Raw genomic sequence first — 25,294 nt, 5'->3', positions numbered from 1 at the left:
CTCTCCCTGTTTCATAACCTAAGACAAGTACATTGGGAAAAAGGTGAGGGAATATGGCGGCGTTTTTGATTTTTTTGCGGGAGTCGTTGGAGGCGTCGATGATTTGCTCGATTCTCTTCGCCTTTCTGACCGCTCGCAACGAGCAGTATCGGATCAAAGCGATGTGGGCCGGGGTAATCGCGGGGATTCTGGTGGCGCTGATCGGCGGTGGCGTGGTGTACTTGACCGTGCGCGAGTATGCGGAAACGCCGTTGCAGGTGCTGATCGAAGGCATCACCTACTTCATCGCCTGCGCAGTCCTGACGTACATGACGCTTTGGTTGCGCAAGAAAGGCAACAAACCCAAGACCGAACTGGAAGCACGGATTTCCGGAGTCTTGGAAACGCGCTCGATGTGGGCCGTCTGGCTGTTCGTCTTCGTTACGATTGCACGGGAAGCGCTTGAAGCGACGGTGTTCATGATTCCGATGCTGATGGTGGAAAATCCGTGGGCGAACTTGATCGGCGGTTTGATCGGCATCCTCGTCGGCGGGTATGCCGGGTACGGCATTTATGCGCTCGGCAAGCGGGTGAGCGTCGACAAGCTGTTCCGCGTGCTGCAAGTTGTGCTGGTGTTCTTCGCGGCGGGCCTGCTCTCCGACGGCATCGGCGCGCTGCAGGAACTCGGGTACCTGGCATTTGGCAACTACGTGCTGTGGGATACCTCGTCCATCCTCGATGTGGAGAACGCCGCGGGCGATTTGCTGCATGCGTTCGTCGGCTACACGCCGGAGCCGTCCATTTTACAAGCGGTGGTCTACCTCGGGTATCTGGCCGTCGTCGGCGCTTGGTTCTATGCGAATAAGAAAAAGGCCTCCTAACAGGGGCCTTTTTCTGTGTCAGGGGTCTTCGTCTTAGTTGACGCCCTACGTTCGTCCTGGCCGCCGCCGGGGTGTTCGGGGTGTAGATGTCGTCGCTGACGAGCCGGTTTTCGTCTATGATGGTAACGACTTGCTTCGACTTGAAGTTGCCGTGTCGGTATCAAAACCGAAGTCTAGGGTAACTTTATCGAGTTCGTTCAGAGCGCGTTCTTCCGGAGTGAAGCCGGAAACTTCGCCAAGTTTGCCGATGACGTTGTGCACGGGACCTTTTTCGCTCTTCAGGACTTGTTTGTCAGGAGCGGCTGTACCTGCGGGCACGGTGAACGCAGAGCCCGCTTCTATTCGACACCGACTGCGCTCCAAGCGCTGGCCAGTTCGCGGGCGGCGTCCGAGTCGGCTCCGTAGAGGACGGAACAGGCTTGCAGGGTAGCGAGGCGGGCGGCGGAGAAATCGGCGTCCGGCGTCATGTAATCGCGCAGGGCGATGTACCAGACGAGACCCGCACGTTCGCGGTCGCCGATGGCGGTGGCAAAGTTGTAAAACGCCCGGTTGGGTACCGCGGCATACGCATGGATGTCGATCACAGGTTCGTGGAGTTGGGGATGCGGAAGCGGCACCGGGTTGGACTGCGTGTCACCGGAATCCGACGGGTCAGGCTGTTCGGTGGGGTCTTGCGGTTGAGTAGGGTCTGGTTGTTGAGTCGGATCTGGTTGCTGAGGAGGGTCTGGCGGTTGCGTCGGGTCTTGGTGCACGAGGCTTGGAGCGAGAGAGTGCAGGGTGAGGGGGACGTTGCCGCCGGGACTGGTGGGAACACCTTGGTGCGCTTGGAAATCATGAGCGGTATCGAGGGACGCGGACAACGACGCCTCTCCGGATTGGAGCTTGTGCAGGTCCGCCTCGTCGGAGAGCGTGCGCAGCCCGCCGGGTTTCAAATCCTCGCCGATCGTCCAGTTTTTTCCCTCAATTGCGCAAGCCAGGGCGTCGGCCCACGACTCGCTGAGCGCTCCCGATTGTCCGCTGTACAGCAGACCCGCCGTGGAATCGATCACGGCATGTGTCCATTCATGCGCTGAAACGTCGAGCGGAGCCTGACTTCCGTACACCACGCGCGTCCCGTCCCAAAACGCATCGGAGCCCTTGCCGCCAAACAGCACAGAGCTGATCATCGAACTGCCTTTGCCGTCGTAGGAGTTGCGGTGAAAATGCTTGAGGAAGTAGTCATAGACGATCCCGGCATTCTCTTGCGCCGCCACCGCCGCGCGCTGCCCGTCGCTGTCCCAGCTGTTGTCGAGGTCGGTCACCATCGACTCCGCCTGCGTGCCGCCGTTAAACGTATAGGTGCGGATCGTCGACCCGAATTGCTCAAACAGCGGACGCGTTTCATCTATTAAGTAATACACTCCGTTTTGCAACTTCGAAGCGACGCGCTCGATTTTGTTTATGGAAGAAATCACAGATCCATCCACCGCGTCGATCAACACGGTCCAGCGTCCCGGATCGTCTCCCATCCAATTCAACTGCACCGCATACGCGAGGTACGCGTTGCCGTCCGAAGTCGGGTAGTACGTGAGATCCACTGACACGCCGTCGGTCGATCCGGCGAACTTGACCGCTTCGGCCGCCTTCGTCACCGCGTCTGCGGACGAGATGACCGGGGTGTCGGTGTTGGGGGTAAGCGTTTGGAAGGAACCGCTCGTGCCGAGCAGGTGGCCGGCTTTCTCATGGAGCAGCAGCACGCGCCCATACACCGGGATCTGATGAAGCGTCTGTTGCAGACGCAGATGTTGAATTCCGTATTCGTCCAACCGACTGCTTTCATAGGAGAAAAACTCCTCGGGGTTCTGCAGGTGCAACGTCTCGCCGATTTGCCGAAACGCCTCCCCCTCAGGGGAACTCCATGCAGCAGTAGACGGAAGCAGCAGGGCTGTACTGAACAGGAGTGGAGCCAAGTGTTTTGCTTTCATTGAAACAGCCCCTCCTTGGGAATTGTGAGATGTTATCTAAATAGTATGACATATTTGTTAAATCGTCAATAAAAAAGCCCGCGACCGAAGTCACGGGCTTTGCTGTGCGAGGGATTAGTTGACGCCGACGTCGGACCAAGCGGTTTGCAACGCGGAGTAGTAGGAAGAGGTGGAGCCGTAGAGAGCTGCGACCGCTTGCAAGGTCGCTGCGCGAGCGCCGGAGAAGTTGGTGGTGGAGGTCATGTAGTCACGATCTGCCGTGTACCAAACTTTTCCTGCAATCGCGCGGGAACCGATTGCGGTTGCGAAGTTGTAGAACGCTTTGTTCGGGATGCCGGAGTTGGTGTGCACGCCGCCGTTGTCGGAGGTGGTGTTCACGTACTTGCTCATGTGGTCCGGGTCGCCGAAGATCGTCGGGTCTTGCATCGAACGGAACGCGGAGTAGCCGTATGCCGGGAGGACGATGTCTTCGCCCATCAGCCAGTTGTTGCCTTCGATGACGGCACCCATTGCGTCAGACCAGGATTCGTTCAAAGCGCCGGATTGGCCTTGGTAGACGAGATTGGAGGTTTTTTCGGTGACGCCGTGGGTCAACTCGTGGCCGATAACGTCAACTGCGCCGGAGAAGTAGGTGAAGTTGACTTGGTCGCCGTCGCCGTAGACCATTTCGGCGCCGTCCCAGAACGCGTTGTTGTAGTTTTTGCTGTAGTGAACGAGCGATTCGATCGACATGCCTTTGTCGTCGATGGAGTTGCGGTTTACGTTGTTTTTGTACCAGTCATAAACTTGACCAGCGTAGTAGTGAGCGTCAACAGCAGCGCGTTGGTAGGTGGTGTCCCACTTGTTGTCCGCGTCGGTCATCGCGTAGATGAGCATCGTTTTGTTTTTCATGTCGCGGGTACGGATCATCCCGGTCATCGGCTTGGTGGTGTCTTCGAGGTAGTACGCGCCGGAACGGAGGGTGGTGTTGATCGACTTGATGTCGCCCTTCACACCGATACCGGTACCGACGACATGTTCCACTTTGTCGATGGTTTTCACGATGGAGCCGTCAACAGCGTTGACGAAGACGTCGGAACGAACCGGGGTGTCGCCGAGTGCGTTGACGGAAACTTTATAGGTGAGGACCGCTTTGTCGCCTACCGGGAGATAGGTCAGTTGCGCGTCGAGAGCGCCGGTCAGCGTATGGGTAGTTTCGGAAACACCGGTTTCAGCCAGCGCTTTGTCGATGGCGACGATGGATTCGATGGATGCTTTGGCAGCGTTCGGAACGAGTGCTTGGTAGGTGCCGGTGACACCTGCAACGTCTCCGTTCTTCTCATGAACGATCATCTGTTGGCCGAATACGTCGATGCCGTTGATGACGTTGTTCAGTTTGGTGTGAGCGGTTCCGAGTTCGTCTACATGGCTTTCCTTCGCTTTGAAGGAGCCGGCAGCTTTTGCGAAACCGAAGTCAGCTTTTACACGGTCCAGGGCGTTCAGAGCGCGCTCCTCAGCGGTGGAGCCGCTTACTTTGCCGAGATTGCCGACAACGTTGTGAACCTTGCCGTTTTCGCTTTTCAAGACTTGCTTGTCTGCCGGAGCAGCACCTGCATGGATTGCAAATGCGGAAGCGACCAGCGAAGACATGACCAGCGTGGTGACCAACTTTTTATTCATCATAAATGACCTCCCTGAAATTTTATTTTCTCTAAAGGTACCTGTCCGTGTTTTGATTATACGAGTGGAACGAATAATCTGTCAATAATTTTTTAGGGAATTTTTTAAATAACGACAAAAAATCCAATACCTGCGTGGTTTGTGGAGGAATTTAGAACGGGCGTACCCCGATCCGGGGCAAAGCTGTTTGCAAGGTAGTTGCATAAACGTACGCAGAACCGGATGGTTGAGACCACTTTCGACAGTGCTTTTGTTGGGATCGGAAACTCGATCCAGGACATGATGGCACGACAAAAAACCGCGACCGAAGCCGCGGTTTTTGTACAGTTGTGAATTAGTTGACGCCTACTGCGCTCCAAGCGGATTGCAGAGCGGAGTAGTAGGAAGAGGAGGAACCGTAGAGAGCTGCAACAGCGTTCAGGGTAGCAGCGCGTGCGCCGGAGAAGTTGGTGGAAGAGGTCATGTAGTCGCGGGAAGCAACGTACCAAACCTTACCAGCGATGGTGCGGGAGCCGATTGCGGTTGCGAATTTGTAGAACGCGAAGTTCGGGATGCCGGAGTTGGTGTGAACGCCGCCGTTGTCGGAAGAGGTGTTCACGTATTTGGACATGTTGTCCGGTTGGCCGCCTTTGGCCGGGTTGTCCATGTAACGCAGAGCGTCGCCTGCGGTGCCCGGGGTGTAGACGTCTTCACCGATCGACCAGTCTTTGGAGTCCATAACGGATGCTTGAGCATCAGACCAGGACTCGTTCAGAGCGCCGGATTGGTTGGAGTAGGTCAGGTTGGACGTGGTTTGGGTTACAGCGTGAGTCATTTCGTGAGCGTCTACGTCGAAGCCGCCGGACAGGGAAATGAAGGTTACGCCGTCGCCGTCGCCGTATACCATCTTGGAGCCGTCCCAGTACGCGTTGTTGTAGTTTTTGGAGTAGTGGACGGTGGAGTAGATGGAAGCGCCTTTGCCGTCCCAGGAGTTGCGGCCGAGGCTGTTGTAGTAGTCGTATACTTTGCCTGCGTAGAAGTGAGCGTCGATTGCAGCCGGGTTGCTGAAGGTGTTGGAAGTCGACGCGATGTCGTAGTAAGTGGAGGTGCCGTTCTTCCAGTCGTAGGTTTCGATGTCATGGCCAGTGCTGGTCAGACCGGATTTGGTGTGGTCTTCCAGGTACCAGTTGCCATAGGAGGTGTAGTAGTAGGTGTTAACGGTTTTGGTATCGCCGAGAACGCCCTTCGCGGAAGCGGTGCCCGCTTGGTCGAAGTCGATTTGGTTGAGGGAAGAGATGATGGAGCCGTCAACCGCGTTGACCATGATCGACCAGTTTGCCGGTTCAGCTGTGTCGTTGTACGCAACGTTTACGTTGTACGCGAGAACTGCTTTGTTGCCTTGAGCAACGTAGGTCAGTTCAGCGGTAGCCGGACGGTCCAGTTGGCCTTTGAAGCCGGTGGACGCAACCGCTTTGTCGATTGCAGCAACCGAGGTCAGGGAAGCCTTGGTAGCGTTCGGGGTCAGAGCTGCGAAGTCGCCGGTTACGCCTTGAACGTCGCCGTTTGCTTCGTGAACGATCATTTGATGATCGAATACTTTAATGCCGTTGATCACTTGGTCGAGCTTGGTGTGAGCAACGCCGTTTTCGTCAGCGTGGGAGTCTTTCACTTTGAAGTTGCCTTGAGCTTTAGCAAAGCCGAAGTCTTTGCCAACCAGGTCGAGAGCAGCCATTGCGCGCGCTTCAGCGGTTGCGCCGGATACTTTGCCCAGCGCGCCCATAACGTTGTGGACTTTGCCGTTTTCGTCCTTGAGGGTGGACTTGTCGGTTACTGCTGCGCCAGCGTTGATTGCGAAAGCAGAAGCGACGAGGGAAGACATGACCAAAGTGGTAACGAGCTTTTTGTTCATCTTGTATTGACCTCCGTTTATTTTATATTGAGCCGATTTAGTGTCCGGCCCTTGAGCTAAATACTACGACATATCAGAATCGTCCGTCAATACATTTGGAACGGTTTTTTCAAGAAAATTTCAATCGGATGGAATTTAATTAATAATTTTGGTTTTCCTAAAAGGAAAGGTAAAAAACCCCGCGACCGAAGTCACGGGGTTTGGGGCAGTTGCGAATTAGTTGACGCCGACGTTGGACCAAGCGGTTTTCAACGCGGTGTAGTAGGAAGAGGTGGAGCCGTACAGTGCAGCTACAGCCGACAGGGTAGCAGCGCGTGCGCCCGAGAAGTTGGTGGAAGAGGTCATGTAGTCGCGGGAAGCGGTGTACCAGACCTTACCAGCGATGGTGCGGGAGCCGATCGCGGTTGCGAAGTTGTAGAACGCTTTGTTCGGGATGCCGGAGTTGGTGTGGACGCCGCCGTTGTCGGAGGTGGTGTTCACGTAGCCGGACATGTTAGCCGGTTGGCCGCCTTTTGCCGGGTTGTCCATGTAGCGCAGAGCGTCGCCGGAGGTACCCGGGGTGTAGACGTCTTCACCGATCATCCAGTCGCCGGAATCCATGACGGATGCTTGAGCATCGGACCAGGACTCGTTGAGAGCGCCGGATTGACCGGAGTAGGTCAGGTTGCAGGTGGTCTCGGTGACAGCGTGGGTCAATTCGTGACCAACGACGTCGAACGCGCCGGACAGAGCGATGAAGGTTACGCCGTCGCCGTCACCGTAGACCATTTCAGCGCCGTCCCAGAATGCGTTGTTGTATTTGGAAGAGTAGTGGGTGTAGGAGTAGATCGAGGAACCATTGTTGTCGTAGGAGTTGCGGCCCAGACCTTTGTAGTAGTCGTACACTTGACCTGCGTAGTAGTGAGCGTCAACGCCAGCGCGTTGGTTGGTAGCGGTCCACTTGTTGGTGGTGCTGGTGTAGTAGTAACCGGTGGAGGTGCCGTTTTTCATGTCGTAGGTTTCGATGTCGCCGGTCATCGCTTTGGTGTGGTCTTCCAGGTAGTAGGTGGAACCGTTCAGCGTGGTGTTGATGGTTTTGGTGTCACCCAGAACGCCAGTGCCGGAGCCAACCGCGTTGCTGGCGTTTTCGATGAGGTTGACGGAGGAGATGATGGAGCCGTCAACTGCGTTTACGAGCACTTGGTAGCGGCCCGGTTCAGCTGCATCGAGGAATGCAACTTCGACTTTGTATGCGAGAACCGCTTTGTTGCCTTGAGCAACGTAGGTCAGTTCAGCGACAGCCGGACGGGACAGTTGGCCGGTGAAACCGGTGGAAGCTACTGCTTTGTCAGACGCTTGAACGCTGGTGATGGAAGCTTTCGTAGCGTTCGGGGTGAGCGCTGCAAAGTCGCCGGTTACGCCTTGCACGTCGCCGTTCGCTTCGTGAACGATCATTTGATGGTCGAGAACGTTGATCCCGTTGATAACTTGGTTCATCTTGGTGTGAGCCACACCGTTTTCGTCATTGTGGGATTCTTTAACTTTGAAGTTGCCTTGAGCTTTAGCAAAGCCGAAGTCTTTGCCAACCAGGTCAAGAGCAGCCATTGCGCGCGCTTCAGCGGTTGCGCCGGATACTTTGCCGAGGGAGCCGACAACGTTGTGAACTTTTCCGTTTTCGTCTTTCAGGGTTGCTTTGTCTGCCGGAGCAGCGCCTGCGGAAACTGCGAAAGCGGAAGCGACGAGGGAAGACATAACCAAAGTCGTGATGAGCTTCTTGTTCATTCGAGAAAACCTCCCATAAGTCTGTTTTTGTCAGACGATTCTGTCGTCTGCAAAATCATCGTACACCCTGTAAATGTACGCTGTCAACAGAAAATTAAAAAATTCTTGAAAAAATACAGCACACCATTTCTAGTGAGTTATGCGAAAAAACTAAAATAAAGATAAAATCCGCCACAATTTGTGACGGATTGGGAAAATTAGACAGCTTTCTTCCTCATTTGACTCGACAAAAACCGGAATGTTTTGCAGGACGGAATGATTTTTGACTTGAAGTTTGATTGAGCGGCCTTAGGGGCGATACTGGAACTGATCTGTGCCGTGTCAAACAGGGAGGTATCGTCCGGCTGATTGATCTCATTACCACGTATTGTAAGGAGTGTATATGTCGAGTATGAGTCGAAGTGATAAATGGAATCTTGAAGACCCTGAAATTCGGGATATGATTGAGCGGTTAAAGTCTGAAATCGCCGTCGAGTACGGCATAACGCTACCGCCGGACGGGTATTGGGGAAGCGTGCCTTCCAAGGATCTCGGCACGATCGGATCCCAGCTGAAAAAACGCCTCCCGCTGGTGATTGAGCATCAAAAACGGAGCCAGAGCGAGAAACGGAGAGTTCGGCGGAAGTCGTGAGCAGTCTGGTGAACGCGGTTGAATCTTGTAAGAACAGGTAACGTTGCTGGAATTTACGGGGTAAAAAGAGGAGTTTTCAATCTGTGTTTCGTAAGTAGAGAAGAGTGCCAGAAGACAGGAGGGAATGCGCCGTGCTACACACTGTGCAAAAAAACCGCGAGGCCTATCTGCCGCTGCTGTTGTTGGCCGACCCGTCGGAGGAGATGGTTCGCCGCTACTTGCCGGAAGGGGAGCTGTATTCTTGGCTCACCTCGGAGGGAGAGACGGTTGGCGTGCTCCATCTGACCGCGCCGGATGACGGTGTGGTGGAAATCAAAAACATCGCCGTCCGCGAGCAGTACCAAGGCCAAGGTCACGGCCGCTCGCTGTTGGAATCGATTTTGAAATTGCTGCGGGAGCGGGAGAGTGTGGAGAAAGTGATCGTCCGCACCGGCAACTCCAGCATCGGAAATTTGGCTTTTTATCAGAAACTCGGATTTCGGATCATGGAGATCGAACACGATTATTTCGTCCGCGAATATGAGCATCCGATCGTTGAAGACGGCATCCGCTGTCGGGATCGGTTGATGTTGGCCCGCACCCTTTAGGGCAAGGGTCCTTTTTTTCGGGAATAGGTGCCGGAATTTCTGCGATATAAGTGCCGGGATTTCGGCAGAAGCAAGGAGGGGATGCGGGATGGATCGAGAGAAGCGCGAAACGCGCGAGACGGTGGAGATGCTCAACGCAATCCTCGCCTCCATCGACGAAGGCATTCACGCGGTGGATCGCAAGGGCATCACCATCTATTACAACGAAGCGGCGGCGAGACTGGACGGTTTGGAGCCGCAAGAGGTGATCGGGCGGCACTTATTGGAGGTGTTTCCGTCGCTTGAGCACGGCACGTCGACGCTTTTGACCGTTATCGAGACGGGGCGGAGCATCCCGGACACGCCGCAGACGTACACCACGTCGCGGGGAACCAAAGTGCACACGGTCAACACCACGTTGCCGATCCTCTCCGGAGGCAAGTTGATCGGAGCGCTGGAAGTCGCCAAAGACCTCACCCGCCTCAAAGAACTGAGCGAAAAACTGCTCGACCTGCAAGCGCAGGTGGTCGGCGTTCCGAAAGCCTCTTCCAAAAAACGAAGTCCGCTGGAGGCGCGTTGGACGTTCGATCAGATTCTGACGCAGAGCCGCGAAATGCTTTTATTGAAGGAGTTGGCGGCACGGGCGGCGGGAACGTCGTCGCCGGTCTTGCTTTCCGGCGAGACGGGGACGGGCAAGGAGCTGTTCGTGCAGTCGATTCACAACGCGTCGCCGCGCCGCCACAAGCCGTTTATCGCGCAGAACTGTGCGGCGCTCCCGGCCCCCTTGCTGGAAGGCTTGCTGTTCGGCACGGTCAAGGGGTCGTTCACAGGGGCGGAGACCCGGCCGGGGCTGTTTGAGTTGGCGGACGGCGGGACGCTGTTTCTCGACGAGATCAACTCGATGCCGATGGAGTTGCAAGCCAAGCTCCTGCGCGTGTTGCAAGAGGGTCTCGTGCGCCGGGTGGGCGATACGAAGGTGATCGAAGTGGATGTGCGGATTCTCGCCGCCACGAATCAAAACCCCCTGCAGGCAATTGAAGCGGGGCTGTTGCGCTCCGACTTGTATTACCGCTTGAACGTCGTGTCGCTGCATCTGCCGCGCTTGGCGGAGCGGCGGGAAGACATTCCGCTGCTGACGAGGGCGTTTCTGACGAAGTTCAACGCGGCGTTCGGCAAGGCGGTGACAGAGTTGGCGCCGGACGTGCAAGACCGTTTCCTCGCTTATGAGTGGCCGGGCAATGTGCGCGAACTGGAGCACGCCGTCGAAGGGGCGATGAACTTGGTGGCGGGCGACCGCATTGAGCGGGAGCACTTGCCGCCGGCGATCCAACAGGCGGCTTTGGGCTGGGAGACGACGTTGCCGAGCGCGAAGTCTGCGCGAGGGGGCGACCGGGCGGAGGGCGGAGACGTCATGTCCGCAATCGGGTTGGCTGACGGGGTGCGGCCGTTGCGCGAGTCGATGGAGCGGCTGGAACAAGAGTTGATCCGGCGGGCGTTGGAGCAGACCGGAGGCAACATCCAGCAAGCGTCAAAGCTGTTGCAGGTGCCGAGGCAGACGTTGCAGTACCGATTGAGCCGTCAGCAGAAGCAAGACGAGTGAGAAGTGCCGAATTTTCGGCGCTTGTGTAGAGGGCTTTGGGAAGTGAAAAAAGGAAGAGACGACCGTTTGGCAGGGAAAACCTTTGCCGGGCGGTCTTTTTTTCTTTTTTTCTGAAGATTGAAGAGAGTTGGCACGGAGTTTGCAATGGTTAGGGAGCAGACACAAACGACGCAAGGGGGATCGCCTGTTATGAAGCAAGGGAATCGCTACGGCTTGCACCGCGTCTTGGAGCCTGTGGGCACGATGCCGCAGCCGGCTTGGCGGATCGACAACACGATGGAGATTTATTCCAATGAAATTCTGCTCGACGTGGAGACGTTGAACATCGACTCCGCCTCGTTCGTACAAATCAAAGAAGCAGAGGGCGGAAACCCCGAGCGCATCGGCGAGCACATGAAGCGCATCGTCGCCGAGCGCGGCAAACATCACAATCCGGTAACAGGATCGGGCGGGATGTTGATCGGCACCGTCCGCGCTGTTGGGGAAGAACTCGCAGGGCGAATCGATTTGAAGCCGGGCGACCGCATCGCCACGCTGGTTTCGCTCTCGCTCACGCCGCTGACAATCGACGAGATTACGCACATGGACGTGAAGACCGGCCAAGTGGACATCAAGGGGCAAGCGATTCTCTTTGAATCGGGGCTGTACGCGAAACTGCCCGGTGAGATTCCGGACCGCGTCGCGCTGGCGGTGCTCGATGTTTGCGGGGCACCGGCGCAGACGGAAAAACTGGTGCAGCAAGGCGACACGGTCGTCGTGCTCGGAGCGGGCGGCAAGAGCGGCACGATGGTGCTCTGCCAAGCGCGCAAGTCGGCAGGGCCGAACGGCACGATCATCGCCGTCGAGTACGGCGAGGCCGGATGCGACCGCCTGCGGGGCTTGGGCTGGGCGGACGTCGTGCTGAACCTCGATTGCACGAAGCCGGTCGACGTGCTCCAAGCGGTGGAGCAAGCGACCGGAGGCCGGATGGCGGATGTCACGATCAACTGCGTGAACATCCCGAACACCGAAATGGCGTCGATCCTCTCGACGCGCGACGAAGGTACGGTGTATTTCTTCTCGATGGCGACGTCGTTTACGGCGGCCGCCCTGGGAGCGGAAGGCGTGGGCAAGGACGTGAAGATGATCATCGGCAACGGCTATACCAAAGGCCATGCCGAGATGTCGTTGAATTTGCTGCGCGAATCGGCGCAACTGAGAGAAGTGTTTGAATCCAAATACCAATAAGGGGGACTTATCCATGAGCATTTTGGAACCGACCCAAGAGCGTTTGCCGCAACATTTTTACGGGAAGCAAAAACGTCACTTCCGCGACATTTCGCTGTGGAAGGACGTCACCAACGACCAATGGAACGACTGGATGTGGCAGTTGACGCACACGATCAACGATGCGGAAGCGCTCGGGCAAGTCATCAACTTGACCGAATCGGAGCGCGTGGGCATCGAGAACATCAAGATGTCGATTCCGCTGCGCATCACGCCGTACTACGCGATGATGATGGACCCGGACGACCCGAACTGCCCGGTTCGCTTGCAAGCGGCTCCGAAGTCTGACGAGATGACCCGCGCGCCGTGGGATATGGAAGACCCGCTGCACGAAGACGAAGACGCGCCGGCGCCGGGGTTGACGCACCGCTATCCGGACCGCGTGTTGTTCTTGATCACCAACCAGTGTTCGATGTACTGCCGTCACTGCACGCGCCGCCGCTTCTCCGGCCAAGTCGGCCACTCCGTGCCGAAGCCGCAGCTCGACGCGGCGATCGACTACATCCGCCGCACGCCGCAGATCCGCGACGTTCTGCTCTCCGGCGGCGACGGTCTGCTTGTCAACGACAAGACGTTGGAATACATCATCTCGAACCTGCGTGCCATCCCGCATGTGGAGATCATCCGCATCGGCACCCGCGCGCCGGTCGTGTTCCCGCAGCGCATCACCGACAACTTGGTCAACATGCTCAAGAAGTATCACCCGGTCTGGATCAACACGCACTTCAACCACCCGGATGAGCTGACTCCGGAAGCGAAAGCGGCGTGTCACAAGATCGCCGACGCGGGCATTCCGCTGGGCAACCAAACGGTGCTCATGCGCGGCGTCAACGACTGCGCGCACATCATGAAACAACTGATGCACGACCTCGTGTTCAACCGCGTGCGTCCGTACTACATCTACCAATGCGACCTCTCCGAAGGCATCCAGCACTTCCGCACCACGGTGTCGAAAGGTCTGGAGATCATGGAGCAGCTGCGCGGTCACACGTCCGGCTATGCGGTGCCGACGTTCGTCGTCGATGCGCCGGGCGGCGGCGGGAAGATCCCGGTCATGCCGAATTACGTGCTTTCGCAAGGCCACAGCAAAGTGGTGCTCCGCAACTTCGAAGGCGTCATCTCCGTGTATCATGAGCCGACCTACGAAGACCAAGGGTGCCCGCCGACCTGCACGCACGATCACAGCACCGACAACGAAATCGGCATCGCGCGCCTGCTCAACGACAAGCAACTGTCGCTGGAGCCGAAGGGCTTGAAGCGCCGCCGTCCGAAGGAGCAATCCGCGGTGCAAGAGACGGCAGCGGCGCTGGAGACGATCAACGACCATCTGCTGGAACAAAGCGACGAGGAGTAAGATGCTGTACCGGGCGATCGCAGAGCGGGGTGTCCGTCGCGTCGCCATCGTCGGCATCGCCAAGCATGCCGGCAAGACGACGGCGATGAACACTTTGCTGACAGAGGCCGCCGCAGCGGGTCGACGCTTGGGCGTCGTGTCCATCGGTGTGGACGGCGAGCGCCGCGATGCCATCATGGGGGTGCCGAAGCCGGACGTGTACGTCCCGGCCGGCGCCCTCGTGGCGTCTGCGGGGGATGTGTTGAACGGCGGAAGCGCGGTGCTGTCCGTCGTGGGGCGGACGGGATTCTCGTCCACTCTCGGAGACGTGTATCTGGCGCGGGTGGAACGGCCGGGCACGGTGTTGCTCGCGGGCATTCGCTACGCCGCGCAAGTGCAGGCGGTGCTGGGGGAGTTTGAGAAGCTCGGAGCGGACTTGTGTTTTGTGGACGGCGCGTTTGATCGGATGATGGCGGCGTCGCCGGAATTGACAGAGGGCGTCGTGCTCGCGACGGGAGCTGTGGTGGCGTCGACGGTGGAAGAGACGGCGCGCAAGAGTGCGTTTTTTGTTCAACGGTTTGCTTTGCCGGTGGCGGAAGAGCCGATCGGCAGGCTGCTGGACGTTGCGGTGGAGCACGGCGGGTTGGTGGTCGGGTGTCCACGGACAAGAGCAGGAGAAGGCTCAGTTTTGGATGCAGATGTCGATCCGGGGTCAGCGGCAGGTTCCGGTGCAGGGTCTGACGAGGCATGGGAGCCGGTTGTGCTGGAGCAGGTCTCAAGCTTCGTCGCCAACCCGCTGACCGACGCGAAGTGGCCGGGGGCAGAGCAAGCCCGTGTGCTGGCTGTTTCCGGCGCCGTCACCGACCGGCTGCTTGGGATGCTGGAAGGGCTGCCCCGCGGATTTACGGTGGTGCTGCCGGACGCGACGCACTTTTTTGCATCGGCGCAGGCATGGAGGAAGTTCCTGCGCCGAGGGCATCGGGTGATGGTGCGCCGTGCGGTGCAGGTGCTGGGGCTGACGGTGAACCCGCATTCCGTTTCCGGATATGACTTGCCGCGCGCGGAGTTGCTGGCGGCGGTGCAAGAAGCGGTCGGCGGGGAACTGACCGTCGTGGATGTGCAAGGAGAGGAGGCGTAGCATGTTCTGGGACGAGACGACAAAGCAAGCGCTGGGTTGGAGCGACGTCTGGGCGCAGTTTCAGACGGTCTCCAAGCCGGGGCAGCGGCTGCGGCGCGGCGTGCGGCCGTTTTTGCCTGACGAGCGGGCGGCGTGGCAGGAGTCCATGCAGGACTGGCAGGTCGCTCGAACGTTTGCGTTCGAGGACGCGAAAGCTTGCCGGGACGCGTTGGTACGCGTGCCGGACCTGGCGCCCGTGCTGAACTTGATCCGCCAGCGGGCGGGTGTGCGCGTGGTCGACTTGTTCGACGTCAAGACGTTCCTCTGGCAAGCCCGTGACTTGCAGAGTCGGCTTGAGGGAGTTCGGGAGCCCGGCTTTGCTTGGTGGCCTCGTCTCGACTGGGATGCTCTCTTGCGCCTCCTCAACCCGCGCGGGGAGTTGGTGCCCGCGTTCTCCTTGCAAGACCTCGGCGATGCGGTGTTGGATTCGTTGCAAGAGGAAGCGCGGAGGCTTGAAGCCGCGATTTTTGCCGCGAAGAAGGAACAGACAGACCGCCTGCGCGCCGCGTTCGGCAAAGCGCCGACCCGCGACGGGCTGGTGATCTTGGAAAAAAAACATGCCGATCTCACCCATGAAGACTTGCGGTTGCAAGGTGTGAATGTGTTTGAGGCCGTATTTGAAGTGATAGAACCGGAAGCGGTGCGGGAGATGCGGGCCGAGCGGGAGCGGCTCTTGGTGGAGATCGAGGATCGCGAAGCCCTCGTGCTGGAGAGCATCGTCACTTCCCTTACACCGTACGCCGACGACTTGGAAAATGCATACGACGCCTGCGGACGTCTCGACTGGGCGCTGGCAAAAGCGGCGGTTGCCCAGAAGTGGGGCGCGTGTGCGGCTGAATGGAACGAGTGCGGCGTACCTCGCGTCGAGCACAATGAATCGCGTGACACGTCGGACGTCCTTCGCTCAGGCTGGCTCCTTCGCACCGGCTGGCATCCGACCGCCCGCACGGGGGTAGAATCCCGCGGGGGCGTGTACACGCCGCTGGACATGCGCTTGCAGCCCGGCGTGGGCCTGATCACCGGCCCGAACATGGGCGGCAAGACCGTCGCGCTGAAAACGCTCGGCTTGCTCCAAGCCCTCGCGCAACACGCGCTGCCCGTTCCCGCCGACGAATTCCGCTTCGAGCCCGTCGATCGCATCGGCTGGTCGGGCGGCGACGAACAGAGCTTGGTCAGCGGCTTGAGTTCGTTTGGCGCGGAGATGCAGCGCCTCGCCGCACTGCTGCGCGAACCGACCCGCGCCCTGCTCTTGCTCGACGAAGTGGCGCGCACCACCAACCCGCAAGAAGGCGAGCGGTTGGCGGTCGGTCTCGCGCAGTATCTGATGACGACCGCGCACAGTGCGCTTTTTGCCTCGCACTTCCCCGGCGTGACGGGAGTTCCCGGCTTGCAGGGATTCCGCGTGGCGGGCCTGCGCCCCGACGTGTGGGCGAAGTGGGAGTCGTCGCAGAGCTCGACGCCCGACCCCGAACGCCTGCTGGCGGAGTTGCAACAGGCGATGGATTACCGGCTTCTCCCGGCTGAGAGCCAAGACGTGCCGCAGGACGCGTTGCGGATTGCGCGGCTGTTCGGCTTGCCGGAGGAGATCATTCGAAAGGAGGGCCCCTGAGCCCATGAGCAAACTGTACTTGGACCCGAACCTGATCGCCCGGGCCCGCACGGCGGCGTCCGACATCGCCGACTCGTTGCAGTCCTTTATCTTAGAGCGCACCACCGTCGCGGTGGAGCGCACCGTGTTGCGACTGTACGGCATGGACGGCGTGGACGCGGACTATGTGCCGCTCCCGAACGTCGTCGTCGACCACTTGAAGGAAGGCGGCGTGCTGGAGCGCGGCGCGGCGACGTTTGTCTTGAACGCCGTCCTGCAAACCGGCCGAACGATCCAAGAGATCGGCGAAGCGGTGGCGGACGGCACTCTGAACCTCTGCGAACTTCCGCTCGCGTCCCTTGACGAGATTCGGAAAAAGGGCATCGAGCTCGCAACCGCCAGCTTGGAGCGCATCCGCGCCAACCGCGCCAAGCGCGACGAGTACCTCACGCGCCTCGGCGAAGGTCCGCAGCCGTACATCTACGTCATCGTCGCGACGGGCAACATCTACGAAGACGTCGTGCAGGCGAAAGCGGCGGCCCGCCAAGGCGCGGACATCATCGCCGTCATCCGTTCGACGGGGCAATCCCTCATCGACTATGTGCCGTACGGAGCGACCACGGAGGGCTTCGGCGGAACGTATGCGACGCAGGAGAACTTCAAGATCATGCGGGCGGCGCTCGATGAAGTAGGCGAAGAGATCGGGCGCTACATCCGACTGTGCAACTACTGTTCCGGGCTTTGCATGCCGGAAATCGCGGCGATGGGCGCGATTGAGCGCCTCGACGTGATGCTCAACGACGCGCTCTACGGCATCCTCTTCCGCGACATCAACATGCAGCGCACGCTCGTCGACCAGAACTTCTCGCGGATGATCAACTCGTTTGCGGGCGTCATCATCAACACCGGCGAAGACAACTACCTGACGACCGCCGACGCGGTGGAGCAGGCGCCGTCCGTGCTGGCGTCGCAGTTTATCAACGAGCAGTTGGCGCTGCGCTCCGGCCTGCCGGAAGAGCAGATGGGGCTTGGGCACGCGTTTGAGATGAGCCCGGACTTGGAAGACGGCTTCCTCTTGGAGCTGTCGCAGGCGCAGATGGCGCGCGAGATTTTCCCGCGCGCGCCGCTGAAGTACATGCCGCCGACCAAGCACATGACCGGGAACATTTTCAAAGGACATGTGCAAGACACGCTGTTCAACATGGTCGGCGTGATGACCAACCAAGGCATTCAATTGCTCGGCATGATGACGGAAGCGATTCACACGCCGCTCATTCACGATCGGCACATCGCGATTGAAGCGGCGAAGTACGTGTTCAAAAACATGCGCAACTTCGGCGAAGAGATCGAATACAAGCGCGACGGCAAGATCGTGGCGCGGGCGCAGGAAGTGCTGAACGACGCGGCGGCGAAACTTGAAGAGATCCGCGACATCGGCATGCTCGAAGCGATTTCGCGCGGGATGTTTGCCGACGTGAAGCGCACGATGACCGGCGGCAAGGGTCTGCACGGCGTGTTCATGCGCGCCGAGGACTATTGGAACCCGTTTGAGACGTTGCTGCGGGCGGAGTTGGGATTGGAGGCGATGGCACGATGAGCGAAGCGGCACGCTACGAACCTTGGAAAAACCGCGACATGACGCACGTGCGCCCCTACGGCGACACGTTCGACGACGGCGTGGTGCAATTGTCGTTCTCGCTGCCCGTCCCGCCCGGCGAGGAAGCGGCGGAAGCGGCGCGGCAGTTGGTGACGCAGATGGGCTTCGTGGAGCCGTCGGTGACGCACCAGCATGACCTCGGAGAAGACTTCACGTTTGTGGTGTTGTACGCCAAGACCAAAGCGGCGGTGGACTTCACCAAGATCAAAGTGGCGAAAGTCGATTCGCCGCGCATGTCGTTTTACGAGATCAACGAGTTTATCGAAGAGAACTTCGGGCGCAAGATTACGATCATCGGCGCGTGCACGGGCACGGACGCGCACACGGTCGGGATCGACGCGATCATGAACATGAAGGGCTACAACGGCGAGTACGGCTTGGAGCGCTACCCGATGATCGACGCGTACAACTTGGGGGCGCAAGTAGAGAATGAAGAGATGGTCGCCAAAGCGATCGAACTGAACGCCGACGCGATCCTCGTCTCGCAAGTCGTCACGCAAAAGGACGTGCACATTCCGAACCTCGCGCAACTCGTCGAGTTGTTAGAGGCGGAAGGATTGCGCGAGAAGCTGATCCTCATCTGCGGCGGCCCGCGCATCGGGCACGAACTGGCGCTGGAGCTCGGCTATGACGCAGGTTTCGGGCCGGGGACGCTGGCACCGGATGTGGCGAGCTATGTGGTGCAAGAGATGATGAAGCGGGGATTAAAGTAGGTTACCTTAATTTGGTCGTGACAAGAGGCGCTCCTTTCAACGGAGATGCCTTTTTTCACCTCTTGCGGGGCATAACATACGATATGTGGAACGTCCGCAGAAGAATGGGGGGCAAGTCAACATGTGGAACTCCGTGTACGAAGGTTGGCTCGCGCTTTGCAAACGAGTGCGGGCGCGGGTGTCGGGCTTCTCGAATGCGTCTGAAATTCGGGAGATTTCCCGCTGCCTGCACGAGCGTTTGAAAAAAACCCCCCTTCCCGCCGACCCGTCCTTGCTGAAGGGAGCAGACCGCGCCCTCTACGACCGCATCCTCTCTGAAACGCGTCGCCAAAACCGCAACAACGTCACCCGCACGACCGCGTACTGGGAGATCTTCCAACGCGCCCCGGAACTGCATTGGGCGTTGCTCGCCCACATGGTCTCGCGCAACGGCGGGTACAACATGACCGACCTGCGCGGCGACTTGCTGCCGCGGATGATGGAGGGGAGGGAGGCGGAGCAGTTTTTTCAGTTTCTGGAGCGGGCGAATTTCTTGATCTTCGGCGATGCCTATCCGCAGTTGTTGCTGTACGAAGCCAGCCGGGACGCGGGCAAGCCGCTGTTTCATCTGTTGCCGTACTTTGGCGTGTCGCAGTTTATGAGCATCGTCTGGGAGCGGTTTTGGGAGACGAACGACTCGGAGTTGCTGACGATGGCGCTCGTCGTCAACGAGCAAAACTACATCGAGCACCGCGTCGTCCGCAATCCGAAGTACCTCCCCGTAATGAATTCGTTTGAGTTCAAGGCGCAGACGATTCTCAATCTGACGCAAGTGGTGTTTCCTTATCAAAGCCCCTACGACAAGCCCAAGGTGCAATTGGCGGGCGTCACGGTGGCGACGTTTCTGTCGCTGACGGAGCGTATCGACACGGGGCGGCGGTTGTACGCGATCTTGTTCGGGAAGCCGGAGGTGTACGACGGCGTGCTGAAATGGGCGGAGCGCACGCCGCACACCGCGTCGCGGGCAGACTACTGGCCGCATCTGTACACACCCAAGCGGCAGGAGCAAGAGCAGTCGGAGCAACGGTACAGCCCGCGCTTGAACGGGCTTTTTTTGAAAAAAGGGGCGTTGCCTCTGCACTCGCCCCCGCTTGGCGACGCCTGGCCGGACGTCGAAAACCCGGAGCCGCCGGGCGGGCACGACTGGTGCCGGAGCGCCGACGCGGCGAAGGAGTTGTACGGGACGCGCCCCGGGAAAAACTTCAACCTGACCGCCGCCTGCGCCAAAACCCTCGCCATGATTGAAAAAGCGGTCGCCGCCGAGACGTGGTGGGACGGAAACAAACAGAGTCGCGAATAAAAAAACCGCTCTCCGGCGCACAGGCTGAAGAGAGCGGTTTTTCTGTGTTTCTTATGTGTTGGGTGGATTAGAGGCAGCTAGCGCGGCAGATATCCGGGATACACTTTTCCTTGACTTGTTGGACCACAGCGTTTTTCGAAACATTGACTTTCACGACTTTTTTCATAAGGAGCACCTCCAAGTGGGATTGAGGAGTAAAGGATATCCTCTGTACTATGATATTACCCTTTATTTACTCCAGAACCATTATTAACCATTTCCGCATCCTTTTTTTATCATCGGGGTTCCAACAGGTACGTAAACGGATGTTCGATCATCTGCAGGGCGCGCTCACGAACCTTCGGCACCGCGATGTCAGCGAGGCAGTCCGCCACGTCGCGGGTGAACGCTTGGTGGGAGGCCGGGGAAATGTCGTTGCCGTTGCGGAGCACGGTGGCGGCGTCGTCGGCGAACGCGAGCAGCCGGCTTTGCACGAGCGAGTTCAGGTCGTCCAGCTCCGTTTCCAAGAATCCGCGCAGTTCGGCGATGCGATTGAGCCATTCGCGCCATTTCCACCGTTGTTGGTTCACGCGGCGCAACTCGGAATCGAGTTCCGGCAGCGAGTCGGAGGAAAACAGCGAGATACGGTCTGTCCAAGCGTCAGGGTGAAGGCACTCTTGAAATTTCTGCAGACAAAACGGCTCGGGCGGCAGCAGTTCAATGACGGCGCGGTAGGAGGGAATCCGGTTGCGGCTTGCAGCTTGCTTTGCCCAAGACGCGTGCATTTCTTGGTCGTGCAAGTAGCGGGCAAACGGCTCACGGATGCGTTGCACCTCTTCGTCGGGCAGTTCATGCAAGGCGAGCAGATGGCGTTTCAAGCGGTTGTCCGCGATGCGGCACTCGTCGTCTTCGGCAAGCAAGACAAAGCGTTTGCGATAGAGCGCCAACGAACGCCGGGTGAGAGGCGCGTGCAGTCCTTGCATCACTTCATAGCGAAACCGCCCGTACTCCGGGAAGGTGGAATGCGCCATGTACCCGTCGTCGATCAAGTTCAGGTCGTCGCGCACCGCCATGATTTCGGACAGGATCAGTTCGTCCAAGCAGGAGATCGACGTTTCCATGTGCACAAACGCGGTGGAGTCTTCCGCCTCCCCCTCTCCCATCGTGCGGGGATAGAGGTCGTGAAACAGCAAGATGTGCGCCATCTCGTGGTGGAAACTCTGAAACGGGTATTTGACCGTCTGCCCCGGCACATACGTATGGCCGTTTTGATAGATGCGTCCGTGTTCCGGGCGAAACGTGCTGAGGCGGTGCGTGTCGAGATCGAGAAACAGCGTGATGCCGGCGTTGTAACTGTGCGCCCAGATCGCTTGATAAGTGGGGGAGAGCAAGAGCGCGGTCGAATGGTTGAGAATGCGCACGGGAATGTTAAAAAACTGCGCCTGCGTCTCTTCTTGCAGCGACAGCCAGGTCATGCCGAGCGCCAGCGCTTGATACAGCTCAAATTCTCCGATGCGGGCGGAGTCGACTGTGTAGCGATGGAGAGCTTGCAGGCAGGAGACTTTGGACGCGGCTTCATAGTCGTAGGAGGCGTGAAACGTATCCAGCGCGGACTTGAAATCTTCCGGCTCGACCGAGAGCAGCACGTTGAGGCCGTCCACCCACAGATCGCCTCCCGTCTCGGTTTCAAGGAAGAGATCGGGATCGGCCGCTTGACGGCGCAGGGTTTCGAATTGATGAAGCAGTTCGGTGCGAGAGACAAACATGGCGGGACACCCTTTCCTGAAGATATTCATAAATTCAACGTATGGGAGAAGGTCAAGACGTATGACTGTGGAGGAGAAAGGGCACCGTATGGGCAAACGGGGGTGTTAGGGGGATGTGGAAATTTTTTCTGACCGCTGTGAGCTTGGTTTGTGCCCTGATGCTTGGGAGCGGGAGCGCGCACGCCGCCTTGGAGCCGGAGCGGATTCTCGTGTTTGACGTCAAGAAACAAGAAGTCGTCAAAAAAATCGACAACACGCCCGCACTGCAAGCCGAAGCCAAAAACTGGCTCGGCACGATCACCGGACTCTCGCCGCGCGTACATCTGGGCATGGACAAAGGGCTGGTCGTGAAGATTCCGATGGACCCGCCGACCCGCGTGGAAAACCAGTGGATGAACGATGAGATCACGGAGATTGATTTGATACTGCGTCCGGGAGAGAAGCCGGCGATGCTGTTGTTTTCGGAAGACAACCAAGCGCGGGTGTTTGAGTTTTCGCATGATGTCGATAAATTCTTACGAAAAACGCACTTGCGGTATCAGTGACCGCAAGTGCGTTTTTTGAGTTCCATTTAGAGGCTGCGCAGGATGGCGCGCACCGGAGCGGCGCAAGAGCCTTCGATTTTCATCGGCAGGGCGATCAGTTCATAACGGCCTGCGGGAACGTCTTGCAGGCGCAAGTTCTCCAAGATGTACACGCCGCGGGTTAAGAAAACACCGTGTGCGTCCAGAGTCTTGCTGTCGGCGGGGTCGACGGACGGCGTGTCGATGCCGATCAAGCGGACGCCGAGGCCGGCGAGGAAGTGCACCGCTTCGGGTGCGATGGCGGTGAAGTCGGTGTTGAAGACGGCAGGGTCGGGGTAGGAGTCGGTTTTGAAGAGGACGCGTGCGGGTGTGCCTGCGGTGTTTTTTAGCTGCGCTTCGACAAACTCCCGGGTGATGAGCGGCCCGATGTCACGCGGCACGTCGAGGACCAGCGCCTCGCCGACATAGACGTCGAGGGGGACTTCCTCCGTCTTGCCGCCTTCGCTTCCATAATGATACGGCGAATCGCCGTGCGTCCCCACATGCGGGCTCATCACGATCCGCGACACATTGCAACTCCCGCCCATCTCCATCGTCCAGACCCATTCCAACGAAAACGGCGTATCGCCGGGGAACGGGGCGGTTTGCGCAGAGACGGACATGGTGATGTCGTACATCATTTTCATCGTGCACCTCCAAGGAATCGGGTCTCAAAACTGACCGATCCGTCTAAATTCAAGCAATTCGGTCTCTTCCTCCTCCATCTTCATCTATTCCCGCGAAACTGTCCAGAGCCGCCGTCACAACCTAAATTTCACTCTCGAATTTTTCGGGCAAATCGTGTATAAGTATAGGTAGGACATTTCTCGCCGCAAGGACCGACCGATCGGTCGGTTTTGAATGATGATTCATTCATATTTTAGGCATACAAGGAGTGAAGACTACATGGAGTGGATTCGCGTTCTTCTGTTCCTGGCGCTGGCCGGAGCAGCGGGGTACTACAGCTTGTCGGCTTTTTACAAGCGCTATCAATACTTGATGCTCGGTGCCCAAGAGGATCGTTTTAACGATCGAGACGCCCGCATCAGCGGCTTCTTCAAATACGTTCTCGGCCAAGGGAAAGTCTTGGCGGAACCGGCGGGCATCGCGCACGCCGTCATCTTCTACGGCTTCATCATCATCTCGATCGGGGCGTTGGACTTCTTCGTTTACCATCTGACCGGCGGGCATCACATTCCGGGTCTGGGTTCGGACGCATTTGTCTTCTTGCATGAGATGGCGAACATCCTCGTGCTGATCTCGCTTGGCATCGCGGCGCTGCGCCGCTACATCCTCAAACCGATGCGTTTGGATGTGACGATGGAAGCCGGCTTGATCGTCGGCATGATCGCGTTCTTGATCCTCACCGACTACGCGTTCTGGGGCGCAAACGACGCGCTGGAAGGCAGCCAACCGGGCTTCGTCGCTCCGGTCGTCGGCTGGCTCGCGACCTCCGTGTACGCCGGCCTGTCGGAAACCACGCTGAAAGTCGTCAAGGAGATCTTCTTCTGGCTGCACTCCGGCGTCCTGTTCTACTTTGCGGTGTTCATCCCGCGCTCCAAGCACTTGCACATGGTCGGCGCGATGTTCAACACCTACTTCCGCAAAACCGACTCCACCCGCCCGAAAGGTCGTTTGAAGAAACTCGACCTCGAAGACGAGTCGATCGAAGAGTTCGGCGTCGGCCGCATCGATCAATTCTCTTGGCGTCAACTGCTCGACGGCTATGCGTGCACCGAGTGCGGCCGTTGCCACGTCAACTGCCCGGCAACGCTGTCCGGAACGGAGCTGTCTCCGAAATACCTGATTCTCAAGATGAAAGACCACCTGCTCACCGTCGGCGACTCTCTCGTCGCGCAGAAAGCTTCCAGCGTGCACGGCGCAGACGGCACCAACGTGGAAGTGGCGGCGACCGCCGAACTGCCGATGCTGATCGGCGACGTCTACACCGAAAACGAAATCTGGGCTTGCACCACCTGCCGTGCGTGCGAAGAAGCGTGCCCGGTCTTCAACGAACACGTCGACAAGATCATCGACATGCGCCGTTACTTGGTGCTGACGGAAGGCAAAGCAGAGCCGGAAGTCAACCGCGCGTTCCAAAACCTTGAGCGTCAATCCAACGAATGGGGCCAAAACCGCAAAACCCGCGGCGACTGGGCCAAAGAGATGGGCGTGAAGACGATGGCAGAAGTCGACGGCGAAGTCGAATGGCTGTACTACGTCGGTTCCTCCGCTTCGTTTGACGCACGCAACCAGAAAATTGCACAAGCCTTTGCCAAGCTGCTCCAAGAAGCGGGCATTGACTTCGCGATCCTCGGCGCTGAGGAAGAATCGGACGGCGACACCGCGCGCCGCCTCGGCAACGAGATGCTGTACCAATCGCTCGTCGAAGCGAACATCGAAATCTTCAAAGAGTACGGCGTGAAGAAGATCGTCACGACCTGCCCGCACGCGTACAACACCTTCAAGAACGAATACCCGGACTTCGGGTTTGAACTGGAAGTGGTGCTTCACCACACCGAGCTGTTGGCGCAACTGATCGACGAAGGCAAGCTGAACCCGACTCACGAAGTCGATCACCTGCTGACCTTCCACGATTCCTGCTACCTCGGCCGTTACAACGACATCTACACCGCACCCCGCTACATCCTCACCAAACTGCCGGGCGTCAAGCTCGTCGAGATGGAGCGCAACCGCACCAAGTCGATGTGCTGCGGCGCAGGCGGCGGCGGTCTGTTCAAGGAAGACACCGGTGAACAGCGCATCAACGTCATGCGCACCGAGCAAGCGATCGAAACCGGCGCGACGGCGATCGGCACCGCATGCCCGTACTGCATGACCATGATCACCGACGGCACCAAGGCGAAGAACGTCGAGGAGAATCTCCCGGTGTACGACGTCGTGGAACTGCTTTCGATGTCGGTGTTCGGGAATTAAATAGAACGAAAGCACGAGACGAAAAAGATCGGGAGCAGCTCCCGGTC

19 protein-coding genes are annotated in these 25,294 nt (G+C 58.4%); 13 read left to right on the top strand and 6 right to left on the bottom strand.

Annotation, left to right across the window (positions count from 1 at the left end; translation table 11 throughout):
- Window positions 1-53: 53 nt before the first annotated feature.
- Entirely contained in the window at window positions 54-860 is an 807-nt protein-coding gene (locus EL26_RS10125; protein ID WP_038087694.1) for an FTR1 family iron permease, read from the top strand.
- A gap of 338 nt (window positions 861-1,198) precedes the next feature.
- Here EL26_RS10125 and EL26_RS23670 read toward each other — a convergent pair whose 3' ends face one another.
- From EL26_RS23670 to EL26_RS10105, 4 genes are all read right to left on the bottom strand, one after another.
- Window positions 1,199-2,824, bottom strand: coding sequence for a M4 family metallopeptidase (locus tag EL26_RS23670; protein WP_052036219.1), 1,626 nt, complete (start codon window positions 2,822-2,824; stop codon window positions 1,199-1,201).
- Window positions 2,825-2,938: 114 nt separating this feature from the next.
- Window positions 2,939-4,483 (bottom strand): M4 family metallopeptidase, encoded by a 1,545-nt coding sequence (locus EL26_RS10115; protein ID WP_038087689.1) that lies wholly within the window; start codon window positions 4,481-4,483, stop codon window positions 2,939-2,941.
- A 334-nt stretch (window positions 4,484-4,817) separates the two neighbouring features.
- The gene (locus tag EL26_RS10110) at window positions 4,818-6,371 is read right to left on the bottom strand and encodes a M4 family metallopeptidase (RefSeq protein ID WP_038087686.1); all 1,554 of its coding nucleotides are present in this window, start codon (window positions 6,369-6,371) and stop codon (window positions 4,818-4,820) included.
- Window positions 6,372-6,587: 216 nt separating this feature from the next.
- Window positions 6,588-8,132 (bottom strand): M4 family metallopeptidase, encoded by a 1,545-nt coding sequence (locus EL26_RS10105; RefSeq protein WP_038087683.1) that lies wholly within the window; start codon window positions 8,130-8,132, stop codon window positions 6,588-6,590.
- Window positions 8,133-8,523: 391 nt separating this feature from the next.
- Here EL26_RS10105 and EL26_RS10100 point away from each other — a divergent pair, with 391 nt between their 5' ends.
- The 10 genes from EL26_RS10100 (at window position 8,524) to EL26_RS10055 (ending at window position 20,002) form a co-directional block, all read left to right on the top strand.
- Window positions 8,524-8,763 carry an alpha/beta-type small acid-soluble spore protein gene (locus tag EL26_RS10100; RefSeq protein ID WP_052036217.1) on the top strand — a complete coding sequence of 80 codons (240 nt, stop codon included), beginning with the start codon at window positions 8,524-8,526 and terminating at the stop codon, window positions 8,761-8,763.
- Between the two features lie 131 nt (window positions 8,764-8,894).
- A complete protein-coding gene (locus tag EL26_RS10095) occupies window positions 8,895-9,350 on the top strand; it encodes a GNAT family N-acetyltransferase (protein ID WP_052036216.1) in 456 nt (151 codons plus the stop codon).
- A gap of 88 nt (window positions 9,351-9,438) precedes the next feature.
- On the top strand, window positions 9,439-10,929 hold the full coding sequence (locus EL26_RS10090) for a sigma-54 interaction domain-containing protein (protein WP_038087677.1): 1,491 nt from the start codon (window positions 9,439-9,441) through the stop codon (window positions 10,927-10,929).
- A gap of 189 nt (window positions 10,930-11,118) precedes the next feature.
- On the top strand, window positions 11,119-12,156 hold the full coding sequence (gene kdd, locus EL26_RS10085) for an L-erythro-3,5-diaminohexanoate dehydrogenase (RefSeq protein ID WP_038087674.1): 1,038 nt from the start codon (window positions 11,119-11,121) through the stop codon (window positions 12,154-12,156).
- Window positions 12,157-12,169: 13 nt separating this feature from the next.
- On the top strand, window positions 12,170-13,549 hold the full coding sequence (gene kamA, locus EL26_RS10080; protein WP_052036215.1) for a lysine 2,3-aminomutase: 1,380 nt from the start codon (window positions 12,170-12,172) through the stop codon (window positions 13,547-13,549).
- A gap of 1 nt (window position 13,550) precedes the next feature.
- Window positions 13,551-14,666, top strand: a complete 1,116-nt coding sequence (kamB, locus tag EL26_RS10075; RefSeq protein ID WP_038087671.1) for a lysine 5,6-aminomutase reactivase subunit KamB — start codon at window positions 13,551-13,553, stop codon at window positions 14,664-14,666.
- A 1-nt stretch (window position 14,667) separates the two neighbouring features.
- The gene (gene kamC, locus EL26_RS10070) at window positions 14,668-16,314 is read left to right on the top strand and encodes a lysine 5,6-aminomutase reactivase ATPase KamC (protein ID WP_038087668.1); all 1,647 of its coding nucleotides are present in this window, start codon (window positions 14,668-14,670) and stop codon (window positions 16,312-16,314) included.
- Window positions 16,315-16,318: 4 nt separating this feature from the next.
- Complete coding sequence (kamD, locus tag EL26_RS10065; RefSeq protein ID WP_038087665.1) at window positions 16,319-17,890, top strand: lysine 5,6-aminomutase subunit alpha; 1,572 nt, start codon at window positions 16,319-16,321, stop codon at window positions 17,888-17,890.
- Window positions 17,887-18,663, top strand: a complete 777-nt coding sequence (gene kamE / locus EL26_RS10060; RefSeq protein WP_052036214.1) for a lysine 5,6-aminomutase subunit beta — start codon at window positions 17,887-17,889, stop codon at window positions 18,661-18,663. The genes kamD and kamE overlap by 4 nt, the downstream gene beginning before the upstream one ends.
- 121 nt (window positions 18,664-18,784) lie before the next feature.
- Complete coding sequence (locus EL26_RS10055; RefSeq protein ID WP_052036213.1) at window positions 18,785-20,002, top strand: DUF2515 family protein; 1,218 nt, start codon at window positions 18,785-18,787, stop codon at window positions 20,000-20,002.
- Between the two features lie 275 nt (window positions 20,003-20,277).
- On the opposite strand, the gene EL26_RS10050 is transcribed toward EL26_RS10055, so the two are convergent.
- A complete protein-coding gene (locus tag EL26_RS10050; RefSeq protein ID WP_038087662.1) occupies window positions 20,278-21,747 on the bottom strand; it encodes a hypothetical protein in 1,470 nt (489 codons plus the stop codon).
- 113 nt (window positions 21,748-21,860) lie between these two features.
- Between EL26_RS10050 and EL26_RS10045 the strand changes: the two genes are divergently transcribed.
- A complete protein-coding gene (locus EL26_RS10045; RefSeq protein ID WP_038087660.1) occupies window positions 21,861-22,292 on the top strand; it encodes a hypothetical protein in 432 nt (143 codons plus the stop codon).
- A 26-nt stretch (window positions 22,293-22,318) separates the two neighbouring features.
- Here EL26_RS10045 and kynB read toward each other — a convergent pair whose 3' ends face one another.
- Window positions 22,319-22,957, bottom strand: a complete 639-nt coding sequence (gene kynB / locus EL26_RS10040) for an arylformamidase (RefSeq protein ID WP_038087657.1) — start codon at window positions 22,955-22,957, stop codon at window positions 22,319-22,321.
- Window positions 22,958-23,216: 259 nt separating this feature from the next.
- On the opposite strand from kynB, the gene EL26_RS10035 reads away from it, so the two are divergent.
- The gene (locus tag EL26_RS10035) at window positions 23,217-25,247 is read left to right on the top strand and encodes a (Fe-S)-binding protein (RefSeq protein ID WP_038087654.1); all 2,031 of its coding nucleotides are present in this window, start codon (window positions 23,217-23,219) and stop codon (window positions 25,245-25,247) included.
- The last annotated feature ends 47 nt before the right edge of the window (window positions 25,248-25,294 follow it).

Origin of the sequence: Tumebacillus flagellatus (genome assembly GCF_000714935.1) — a bacterium.
Taxonomy (GTDB): Bacteria; Bacillota; Bacilli; order Tumebacillales; family Tumebacillaceae; genus Tumebacillus; species Tumebacillus flagellatus.
Note: the sequence above shows the minus strand (reverse complement) of the source record. Positions and strands in the feature narration are given on the sequence as shown.